The sequence below is a fragment of the Aeromonas sp. A04 genome, assembly GCF_047780465.1.
Lineage (GTDB): Bacteria > Pseudomonadota > Gammaproteobacteria > Enterobacterales > Aeromonadaceae > Aeromonas > Aeromonas bestiarum.
Map to the genome: position 1 here is coordinate 218,138 of NZ_JBLNHP010000001.1, position 11,295 is coordinate 229,432.

The window sequence follows — 11,295 nt, forward strand, 5'->3', positions numbered from 1 at the left end:
AAGGATGATCATTCCTGCAATTGACCTTATCAAGGGTCAGGTGGTTCGCCTCTATCAGGGTGACTACGACCAGAAGACCGCCTACAGCGACAGCCCGCAGGCCCGCTTTGACGAATATGTCTCCCAGGGGGCGGTGCAACTGCACCTGGTGGATCTGGACGGTGCCAAAGAGACACAGGCCCGCCAACTCCCCCTGCTGACCCAGCTGCTGTCGGCCACCGAGGCGCCGGTACAGGTGGGCGGCGGAGTGCGCACCGAGCAGGATGTGGCGGATCTGCTGGCCGCCGGTGCCAGCCGGGTGGTGATCGGCTCCACCGCCGTCAAGTCCCCGGATCTGGTGGCGAGCTGGATGGAGAAGTATGGCCCCGAGCAAATCGTGCTGGCGCTGGACGTCAATATCGACGCCCAGGGCAATCGCCATATCGCCGTGGCAGGCTGGCAGGAGAACAGCGGCGTGACCATAGAGGCGCTGATCGAGCGCTTCCTGCCGGTCGGTCTCAAGCATGTGCTCTGCACCGACATCAGCCGCGATGGCACCCTGGCGGGCACCAACGTCGAGCTCTATCGGGATCTCTGTGCCCGCTACCCGAGCGTGGCCTTTCAGGCCTCGGGCGGCATTGGCGGGATCCAGGACATAGAGGCGCTCAAGGGCTCCGGGGTCAAGGGGATCATCCTCGGCCGTGCCCTGCTGGAGGGCAAATTCTCCGTGGGTGACGCCATCACCTGCTGGGCCAACGGCACGCCAGATTGACGGTTTGATCAGCCACCGTGACATGAGAGCCTGCCTGGCCACAGGGGTCGGGCAGGTATCTCTCCATCCAGAGATAAGTCGGGGTAAGTCCTTATTACTTGGTAACAATTGACTCTATACTCGAACTCATTGAGACAACGTCACGGAGGACTTATGTTCACATCTCACGCCGCCACCATACTGATCGTCGATGACTCGCCCGAGAATCTGATGGTGCTGACCGATCTGCTCTCTCCCACCTATCGGGTGCTGGCCGCCCAGAGCGGAGAGAAGTGCCTGCGGATCGCCACTGGCAAGACGGCGCCGGATCTCATCCTGCTGGATGTGATGATGCCGGGCATGGATGGCTATGAGGTGCTCAAACAGTTGCGCATCACCCCCGAGACCAGCCGTATTCCCGTGGTGCTGCTCACCGCCCTCGCCGATCCCCAGAGTGAAGAGTACGGATTGTCGCTGGGAGCGGCCGATTACATCACCAAGCCCATCAAACCGGCCATCGTCCAGGCCCGGGTGCGTACCCAGCTGGAGGCCAAACAGGCCCGTGACGGCTTGCAGAGCCAGAACACGGCGCTGGAGGCCGAGGTGGCACGCCGCATGATGGAGAACGACCTGATCCAGCAGGTCTCCATCCGTGCCCTCGCCCACCTGGCGGAGATCCGTGACCCCGAAACCGGCAACCACATCTTGCGCACTCAGGGCTACGTGCGGCAACTGGCCAGCGCCCTCGCCACGCATCCCCGCTTTGCCGAGACCCTGACCCCTCGCTACATAGACCTGCTGAGCCGCTCGGCCCCCTTGCACGACATCGGCAAGGTGGGCATTCCCGATCACATACTGCTCAAACCGGCCAAGTTGACGGTGGAAGAGTGGGGCACCATGCGCACCCATGCCAAGCTCGGCAGCGATGCCATCGAGCAAGCGGAGCAAGACATAGAACAACCCTTGGCATTCCTTACCCTGGCCAAGGAGATTGCCCACTGGCACCACGAGAAGTGGGACGGCAGCGGCTACCCTGACGGCCTGCACGGCGATGATATTCCCCTCTCGGCCCGGCTGATGGCGCTGGCCGACGTGTTTGACGCCCTCATCAGCGTAAGGGTCTACAAGGCCGCCATGCCCTATGACGAGGCGAGAACCCTGATCCTCACCGGCAGCGGCCAGCATTTTGATCCGGACGTGGTGGCGGCATTCGACAGCCATTTCGAACAGTTCGTCGCCATCGCCGAGCGCTACAAGGATGACAACGAGGCACAGCATGGCTGACCAGCCCCCGCTCACCCGGGCCTACATTCTCAACATAGTGCTGACCTATGCCGCCGTGGCCAGCCTGTGGATCCTGCTCTCCGACAAGGCAGTGGAGTGGCTGTTCAGCACTCAGGCCCAGTTTGCCTTGGCCAGCACCATCAAGGGTTGGCTGTTCATCCTCATCACGGCGCTCATGCTCTATGCCATGCTGCGCCGTCGCATCGACATGCCAGTGGTCAACCGTCAATTCTCTCGCCGTCAGCTCTTGCCCCTTATCCTGATCAACGGCCTGATCCTGGGGCTCACCGGCATGGCCATCGCCCAGAGCCTGGGTCACACCCAGGACAAGGAGATAGCCAGGATCGAGGCCATCGCCGATCTCAAGAGCAAACAGATCACCGAGTGGCTCAATGCACGTGAGCGCGATGCCCGCCTGCTGATCGAAAGCCCGCTCTATGCCAATCTCTATCGCCAGGGACAAGTTGCACATCCGGCGGATGGACATACCCCCCTGATGACCCGGCTGGCCGAGTTCATCTCCATCAGGGGATTCAGCGCGGCGACCGTATTCAGCCCGGCCGGCACAGCCCTGTGGCAGACCCCGGGGGCCAGCGGTCTTGGCACGCCACTGCGCGAGGCCTTGGCTCAAGTGGAAGCGGGCAACGTCATGCGGGTGGGGCCCTATCTCGATGAGCAGGGCCAGCCCAGGCTCGACTTCATAGCCCCGCTGTCCATGCCTGGCAGCGGCGCCCCTCTTGTCGTGCTGCAGATCAGCTCCAGCGACTGGCTCAACCACATTCTCAAGCAGTGGCCCATACCGGCCAGCAGCGGGGAAGCCCTGCTGTTTCGCAAACACGGCAATCAGGTGCAGTTTCTCAATGACGTGCGCTATCGCCCCCACTCTGCCCTCACCCTGCAGATCCCCATCGACAACAAGACGCTGCTGGCGGCCCAGTTTCTCAACGGCGGTGCCAAAGAGGGGCTCAGGCAGACGTTCTTTGGCCAGGATTACCGGGGGGTCGAGGTCTTTGGCACCATCCACTCCGTCATCGGCACCGACTGGTATCTAATCGCCAAGATAGACAAGACGGAGCTCAACCACGCTGCTTTCAGGGAGAGTATCTGGATTGGGCTCATAGGCATGCTGGTGCTCTTCATCGCCAACGCCGGCATCATATTGCTACGCCAGCATACCCAGCTCTTCATGGCAGAGCAGATCCGCCAATCCCAGGCGGGACGCCTGCAGGCGTTGCAACTGCTCTCCGCCATTGCCGACAGCTCGGAAGACGCCATCTTCGCCAAGGACATGGAAGGCAAATACATCTTGTTCAACCGTGCCGCCAGCCAGTTCGTCGGCAAGCCGGCCGCCGATATGCTGGGTCAGGATGACATGGCCATCTTCCCACCCGACCAGGCACGAATGTTGATGGATCTGGGCCAGCAGGTCATCGCCCGCAACAAGGTACAGACACAGGAGGAGTACCTCACCCTGCCCAGCGGCGATCGGGTGTTCCTCGCCACCAAAGGGCCGCTGCAAGACAACGAGGGCCAGGTGATCGGCATCTTCGGCATCTCCCGCGACATAACGGATTTCAAACGGGCCGAGGCGGGCCTCAAGGAACGGGAAGGTCTGTTTCGCGCCCTGGTGGAACAGTCCCTGGCCGGCATCTACATACTCCAGCAGGGCCAGCTCTGTTACATCAACCCGGGCTTCGCTCGCCTGTTCGGCTACAGCTCGACCAACTCCCTGCTGAAAGTCGGCACGCTGCACGCTCTGGCCAGCCCGAAAGACAGCGACAGGGTGGCGGAGCAATTGCTGCGCTGCGAGCAGGAAGATACCGAGATCCACACCCGGTTCACCGCCTTGCACCACGACCATCAGAACATAGAGGTGGAGCTGTATGGGCGGCGCGTCGACTATCGTGGCCAGCCCGCCGTTCTCGGCCTCTTGCTGGACGTGACCGAGCGGGAGCAGGTCGAGCAGGCTCTGACCCGTCAGGCCACGGAACTGCGCCAGCAAAACAGCGAGCTGGAGCGTTTCAACAAGGTGATGGTGGACAGGGAGCTGGCCATGTTGACCCTCAAGCACCAGATCAATGCGCTGTCACTTCAGCTTGGGCAGCAGCCGCCCTACCCTCAAGCCCCCACACCGCCAGAGGAGTCCCAATGATGAGCTGGTCTCAGCTGTGGCATACCCGCCAGCCCCGGCAACGGTGGGGGGTCTGCCTGCTGGCCATTCTGCTGCCCATTCTCATGTTGCAGATCCGGATACAGCTGCCCATCGCCTTTGGCGAACGGCCGCTGCTGGTGCTCTTCATGCTGCCAATCATCCTCTGCTCCCTGCTCGGTGGCCTGCTGCCGGGTCTGCTCAGCACCCTGGTGAGCGCCCTGGTCACTACCTACTTCCTGCTGCCCCCGATCCATTCGCTGACCATTGCCGCCGGCCAGGATCTGGTGCAATGGGGAATACTGCTCGCCAACGGCGTCCTCATCAGCCTGCTCAGCGCCGCCATGCACAGCTCCCGCGCCAGGGAGACCCAGCGCTGGCAGGAGCTGATGAACATCCAGTCCCGTCTGCAGCAGAGCGAAACCCGCTTTCAGGCCACCTTCGAGCAGGCGGCGGTGGGCATTGCCCTGGTCGCCCCGGACGGCAAATGGCTGCGGGTCAACCAGCGGCTGTGCGACATGGTGGGCTACCAGGCCGATGAGTTGATGGGCATGACCTTCCAGCAGATCACCCACCCGGATGACCTCTTCATCGACCAGACCTATGTGACCCAGATGCTGGCGGGCGAGCGGCCTCATTACACCCTGGAGAAACGCTACCTGCGCAAGGGGGGCGACATTCTCTGGATCACCCTCACAGTGGCGCTGGTCCGGGATCTCAAGGGGGAGCCCGACTACTTCATCTCGATCATCGAGGACAACCAGCAACGCAAGGAGACCGAAGAGGCCCTGCGCCGCAACGAGGTGATCCTGCGCGAATCCCAGCATCTGGCCAAGATAGGCAACTGGCGCTGGCATATTGCCGACAACAGCCACTACTGGTCACCCGAGATCTACCGTATCTATGGCCGCGACCAGTCTCTGCCCCCCGCCGTCTATCCCGAGGTGAGGAAATATTTCACCCAGGAAGGGTGGCGCGCCATCGCCCAGGCAGTCGAGCATTGCCTGCAGACCGGCTATCCCTACGAGTGCGATGCCGAGGTGATACACGAACAGGGGGAGCCCATCTGGATCATTGCCCGGGGCGCCGCCTTGCGCGATGGCAGTGGCACCATAGTCGAGCTGTACGGCACGGTACAGGACATCACGGAGCGCAAACTGACCGAGCAGCAGCTGCTGCAAAACCAGCAGGTGGCACTCGATACCCAGCGCCGTGCCCGTCTGGCGGCACTGAATCTGATGGACGATGCCATCAGCGCCCGCATCCGCGCAGAGACCACCAGCACAGCCCTGCGCAATAGCGAACAGCGCCTGCTGATGGCTCAGGAAGGGGCACACGTCGGCATCTGGGAGTGGGACATCCCGAGTGGCCAGCTGTTCTTCTCCCCCGAATGTGCCCGCCTCTATGGCCGCAGTGTGGAGCAGCTCAACACCTTCAGCACCTGGCAGAGTTGCGTGCATCCGGACGACAAGGTCCGCATCGACAAGCTGCTGTCCGACTTGCCAGGAGCAGGCAAACCGCTCGAGATAGAGTTTCGCATCCTGCTGCCCAGCGGTGACACCCGCTGGTTGGTGAGCAAGGGCAGCGTCTATCGGGATGCCCAGCAGCGCCCGCTGCGCCTGCTCGGCATCAATCTGGACATCACGGAGCGCAAGCAGGCCGAACAACAGTTGCGGCAACTGTCGCTGGCCCTGGAGCAGAGCCCGGATGGCGTCTTCATCACGGATACCCAGGCGCGCATCGAGTACGTCAACGTCGCCTTCCTGGCCGCCAGCGGATACCAGCAGAGCGAGGTGCTGGGCCAGACCCCTTCCCTGCTACGCTCCGGTCTCACCCCCAAGGCGACCTATGTTGCCCTGTGGGACGCCATCCATCAGGGTCAGCGCTGGCATGGCGAGTTCATCAACCGCCGCAAAGATGGCTCCCACTATCAGGTGCTGGCCACCGTCTCCCCCATCCGGCAGGAGAACGGCGTCATCACCCACTATGTAACCGTGCAGGCGGACATCACGGAGAAGAAACAGCTCGGCGAGGAGCTGGATCAATACCGCTACCACCTGGAAGAGATGGTCAACGAGCGCACCCTGCAACTGGCCCAGGCCCATCAAAGGGCGGAGAGCGCGAACCGTGCCAAGAGCGCCTTCCTGGCCAACATGAGCCACGAGATCCGTACCCCCATGAACGCCATTTTGGGGCTCACCTATCTGCTCAAGCGCGACACTCCGGATCACACCCAGCACGATCGGCTGGAGAAGATAGACAACGCCGCCCAGCACCTGCTCACCATCATCAACGACATACTGGATCTCTCCAAAATCGATGCGGGCAAGATGGTGCTGGAGCAGAGTGACTTCTCCCTCACCGCCATGCTGGACAATGTCAGCGCCCTGATGAGCGAGCAAGCCCGCGCCAAGGGGCTCACCATCATAGTCGACATAGGGGATACACCCGCCTGGGTCCATGGCGACATCACCCGCCTGCGCCAGGCGCTGCTCAACTACGCGGCCAATGCCATCAAGTTCACCGAACAGGGCTCGGTCACCCTGCGGGTACGGATAGAGCGCCCGCTGCCCACGGGGTATCTGCTGCGCTTCGAGGTGGAAGACACCGGCATCGGCATCAGTCCGGAACAGAGCGATAAGCTGTTCCAGGCATTCGAGCAGGCCGACGTCTCCACCACCCGCAAGTACGGCGGCACCGGCCTTGGCCTGGCGATCACCAGCCGGCTCGCCACCCTGATGGGGGGCGAGGTCGGTCTGAGCAGCGTGCCGGGCAAGGGCAGCTGCTTCTGGTTCACCGCCCTGCTCTCTCCGGGGCAGAGCGAGCCGCAGCAAGCCGCGCGACTCGAGCAGACGGTGCAGCAGGCGCTCTTTTTCTCCAACCACGCCCGCGTGCTGCTGGTGGAGGACAACGCCATCAACCGCGAGGTGGTGCTGGAACTGCTCAACAACAGCGGCCTCGTCATCGAGACCGCCGTCAACGGCCAGGAGGCGCTGGAGCGCGTCAGCCAGCACGCCTTCGATCTGATCCTGATGGACATACAGATGCCCCTGATGGATGGCTACAGTGCCACCCGCGCCATCCGTATCTTGCCGGGCTGGGAGAAGATCCCCATTCTGGCGCTGACCGCCAGTGCCTTTGAAGAGGACAAAAAAGCCTGTGAGGCGGCGGGCATGAACGATTTCATCGCCAAGCCAGTGACCCCCGCCAAGCTGTTTGAGGCGCTGCAACTGTGGTTGCCCGCCAGCACGCCGGTGCAGCCTCAATACCAGCGCAGGGCCAGCGATACCCTGATAGCCCCGCTCGCCCGACTGCAATCCTTCCCCGGTCTGGATCTGCAACAGGGGTTGGCGGCGCTGCAGGGCAATCAGGTGAAATACGCCGCCTTGCTGCGCCACTTCGCCAGTGAGCACAGCCAGGACATGCAACTGCTCAGCAGCCATCTGCAAGCGGGCGATCAACCGGCCGCCACGCGCCTCGCCCACACCTTGCGCGGCGTCGCCGCGACTCTGGGCTGGGTATCCCTGGCCGACCAGAGCCAGCGGCTGGAACACGACCTGTCCCGCGATGGCAGCGAGCTGACCGATCAAATGGCGGAGATAGCGAACGCACTCGGTGCCCTGCTTGAACTGCTGGGTCAGGAAGAGCCTGAACCCGCCGCAGTGTCGGCCCCCCTCAACGGTCACTGGCAGCAGCAGTTGCTGCGCCAGATTGAAGACCTGCTGCTGCAAAGCGACACAGCCGTCATTCCGCTGTTCGAGCAGTACGCCGGCCCCCTGCTCCTTAGCCTCGGGCCCAAAGGGGATACTCTGGCACGCCAGTTGAAAGTGTTCGATTTCGACGGCGCCCTGCTCACCCTGCGCAGCCTGCAGGCAACGCAGGAACATACCACAGAATTTGAACCGGCCAGCCCGGATGCGCCGACCCGGCATCCTGCGGCGACAAAGAGAGATAAAGGGTTGAATCACTGAATAAAGTCATGCATATAGTGTTGGTTCCCCTGTCGAACACGTCCCCTTGCGGCCACGTTGTCGCCCGGTTGGGCACCACCTGTTGAAGCATGCCGACGATCTTCACTCATTGGCCGTCTGACGCCCGCGTCACCCGGCAATAACGATGTTTTTAACCGTGCGTTACATGGAGCAACGAGCATGTTGTCAAAGCGTATTATCCCCTGTCTGGACGTCAAAGATGGCGTTGTGGTCAAGGGAGTGCAATTTCGAAATCATGAAGTGATGGGCGGCATCGTCGAGCTCGCCCGCCGCTACGCAGAGGAAGGGGCCGACGAACTGGTGTTCTATGACATCACCGCCTCGAGCGATGCCCGTGTGGTCGACAAGAGCTGGGTCAGCCGGGTGGCGGAAGTCATCGACATCCCCTTCTGTGTCGCCGGTGGCATCAAGAGCGTGGAGGATGCCCGCCAGATCCTCGAATTTGGCGCAGACAAGGTCTCCATCAACTCGCCGGCCCTGGCCGATCCCGCCCTCATCACCCGACTGGCGGAGCGCTTCGGCGTGCAGTGCGTGGTGGTGGGCATCGACTCCTATTTTGATGCGCAGACCGGTCACTATCAGGTCAAGCAGTTTACCGGCGACGAGAGCCGCACCCGCACCACAGCCTGGCATACCCTGGATTGGGTGCAGGAGGCGCAAAAGCGCGGCGCCGGCGAAATCGTGCTGAACGTGATGAATCAGGATGGCATGCGCCAGGGCTACGACCTCGAGCAGCTCAAGCTGGTGCGCGCCGTCTGCAAGGTGCCGCTGATCGCCTCCGGTGGTGCCGGCACCATGGCACACTTCCTCGATGCTTTTACTATCGCCGACGTGGACGGGGCCCTGGCCGCCTCCGTGTTCCACAAGGGCCTTATCCCCATTCCCGAATTGAAACGCTGGCTGAAAACCGAAGGAGTCGCCATCCGTGAATAATCAAGCTGTAAACAACGAGCTACCGCTCGCCGAGCGCCTGGACTGGGCAAAGTGTGATGGCATGATCCCCGCCATCGTCCAGCATGCCGCGAGCGGCGAGGTGCTGATGCAGGGATTCATGACCCGCGAGGCGCTGGAAAAGACCCAGGCCACCGGCCAGGTCACCTTCTTCAGCCGCAGCAAGCAACGCCTCTGGACCAAGGGCGAAAGCTCGGGCCATGTGCTCAAGCTGGTCGCCATCAGCACCGACTGCGATCAGGACTCCCTGCTGATCGCCGCCAACCCCGTCGGCCCCACCTGCCATCTGGGCACGCCCTCCTGCTTCGACGGCCACCCTGTGCCGCCGCTCGGCTTCCTGGCAGAGCTCGAGCAGCTCCTGGCATCGCGCAAGGGCGCCGACCCGGCCACCAGCTACACCGCCAGCCTCTATGGCAAGGGCACCAAGCGCATCGCCCAGAAGGTGGGTGAAGAGGGTGTGGAAGTGGCGCTGGCCGCCATGGCCAAGGATCGTGAGGAGCTCATCAACGAATCCGCCGATCTGCTCTACCACCTCACAGTCTTGCTGCAAAACGAGGGACTGGAGTTGAAGGATGTGGTGCAGCGGCTCTATGAGCGCCACAATAAATAACCGTAAATGATTAAACGGGCTGACAGCCCGTTTAATCATTAAATCCGAGCATTAAAAAATCATCATAGTCCATTATATTAAAATCAGAATGCTTATTGATTAATTGAATAACTGCCTGCTGCATTGAATATGATGTTCTATCAAACATAATTCCAGAATCTATTTGCTTATCTAGAAAATCAATATCTGTATTATAATCAAAACTTAAAGCATACAACCAAATAAAGTAATTTAGAGCATCTACTTTTGATATTGTAGATTGACACCTTTCATCTAATCCAGATAGATCAAAACTAATACTTACAGACTGCAATGCATGAATATCGAGTTTTTGTGCCCATTTTATCCATTCAAAATTTGGATCTCCCCCCTCTGACAGAACTCTTTTTAAGTTATTCCGTTCCATCAACAAGGTATTGTAAGCATCTCGTTTCCTAAGATGAATACAATAAAGAGTCACCAAGAACACAATATCTATGTTTTTCCTAATATTGGTTAATATTGCAACTAGATGTGATATTAATCTATGCATATCTCGAAGCGACAATTCAAAAGCCTTTGAAATATCAGCGATGGTTTCAGAAAGCTGCATCTTTGACATCTTGGGATACAAAAAGAATTCTTCTGATAACCAAAAGTCATCACCATAAAGATCTAATCTTGACTTAGCCATCTCATAACGAGAGCCTTGTTTCAAAGTACGTTGGCTATCATAAAATCGTTCAAGATATTTTTTACCATCAAACCCCTCCCCATAAATCACCTTGATTGCATGCTGTAACTGCTCGGTATCTGTTGCCAGCACAAACACCACTCTAGGGATATCGAATATATGTTTGATTGTTTCCAGCATTTCTACCGCATAGGAAGGGCGACAGCGATCCAGCTCATCAATCAAAATAAAGGCGGGATAATCCAGTTTTCCTTTACTTAATCCAACAGCTCCCTCCACCCATTGCCGTATTTCTTGTTTAAGATACTGGATAGATTCATAACGCTCTTTCTGATTGCTGCAAAGGGCATCGACCAACTGATTCGCATCCTCTCCTTCCAGAGAAAAATCGTCTTCTTCCAGTCCAGCTTTCTTGATGGCCGCTTTCAACGCAAGCTTGCCGCCGACCTTGAATAATCCAAGTAGCCGCTGGCGCATACCGTCCGGGATTTTATTTTCTTTTCCTGCAACTTCTTTTAGCTGGTCGATAATCGATGAAATAACCGTCAGCAAAGGATCATCGGAAAAGTCCTGCTGCCAAGCATCGATATAGACGGTGGGATAGTGCTGTTTCAGCTCCATATACCAGCGCTTGATAAACCAAGTCTTGCCCGCCCCCCATTCAGCATTGAGGTTGAGCACATAGTTGCGCTGCTTGCCCTCGGCTGCCAAATAGTTGGTCAGAAACTCGGCATAGCGAGCGCGGTCCAGTCGATCTCCCGCGAGAGTTTCCTCCATCCCTTCAATGGCTCCTGGGCCATCCCATGGGAGTGGCTCACCCCAATTAAATGCTGCAACCGTCATAGTGTTTCCCTGTCTCGATATTGAGTAGGATATTACCAGAGTGAGTTCCGAAAGAGTTTGATG

The 11,295-nt window shown here is 59.4% G+C and carries 7 protein-coding genes; 6 read left to right on the forward strand and 1 reads right to left on the reverse strand.

Annotated features, from left to right (window positions below; genetic code table 11):
- Positions 1-4: 4 nt before the first annotated feature.
- From hisA to hisIE, 6 genes are all read left to right on the forward strand, one after another.
- The gene (hisA, locus tag ACM3N8_RS00940) at positions 5-751 is read left to right on the forward strand and encodes a 1-(5-phosphoribosyl)-5-[(5-phosphoribosylamino)methylideneamino]imidazole-4-carboxamide isomerase (protein WP_241278785.1); all 747 of its coding nucleotides are present in this window, start codon (positions 5-7) and stop codon (positions 749-751) included.
- Between the two features lie 153 nt (positions 752-904).
- Positions 905-2,014, forward strand: a complete 1,110-nt coding sequence (locus ACM3N8_RS00945) for a two-component system response regulator (RefSeq protein WP_098984098.1) — start codon at positions 905-907, stop codon at positions 2,012-2,014.
- Positions 2,007-4,166, forward strand: coding sequence for a PAS domain S-box protein (locus tag ACM3N8_RS00950; RefSeq protein ID WP_290018279.1), 2,160 nt, complete (start codon positions 2,007-2,009; stop codon positions 4,164-4,166). The genes ACM3N8_RS00945 and ACM3N8_RS00950 overlap by 8 nt, the downstream gene beginning before the upstream one ends.
- Positions 4,163-8,134 (forward strand): PAS domain S-box protein, encoded by a 3,972-nt coding sequence (locus ACM3N8_RS00955; protein WP_290018280.1) that lies wholly within the window; start codon positions 4,163-4,165, stop codon positions 8,132-8,134. The genes ACM3N8_RS00950 and ACM3N8_RS00955 overlap by 4 nt, the downstream gene beginning before the upstream one ends.
- A 180-nt stretch (positions 8,135-8,314) precedes the next feature.
- Positions 8,315-9,088: an imidazole glycerol phosphate synthase subunit HisF gene (hisF, locus tag ACM3N8_RS00960; RefSeq protein ID WP_290018282.1), complete on the forward strand. Its 774-nt coding sequence runs from the start codon at positions 8,315-8,317 to the stop codon at positions 9,086-9,088.
- Positions 9,081-9,716 carry a bifunctional phosphoribosyl-AMP cyclohydrolase/phosphoribosyl-ATP diphosphatase HisIE gene (hisIE, locus tag ACM3N8_RS00965; protein WP_290018284.1) on the forward strand — a complete coding sequence of 212 codons (636 nt, stop codon included), beginning with the start codon at positions 9,081-9,083 and terminating at the stop codon, positions 9,714-9,716. The genes hisF and hisIE overlap by 8 nt, the downstream gene beginning before the upstream one ends.
- 31 nt (positions 9,717-9,747) lie before the next feature.
- Here hisIE and ACM3N8_RS00970 read toward each other — a convergent pair whose 3' ends face one another.
- A complete protein-coding gene (locus tag ACM3N8_RS00970) occupies positions 9,748-11,232 on the reverse strand; it encodes a P-loop NTPase fold protein (protein WP_416015303.1) in 1,485 nt (494 codons plus the stop codon).
- Positions 11,233-11,295: the final 63 nt, after the last annotated feature.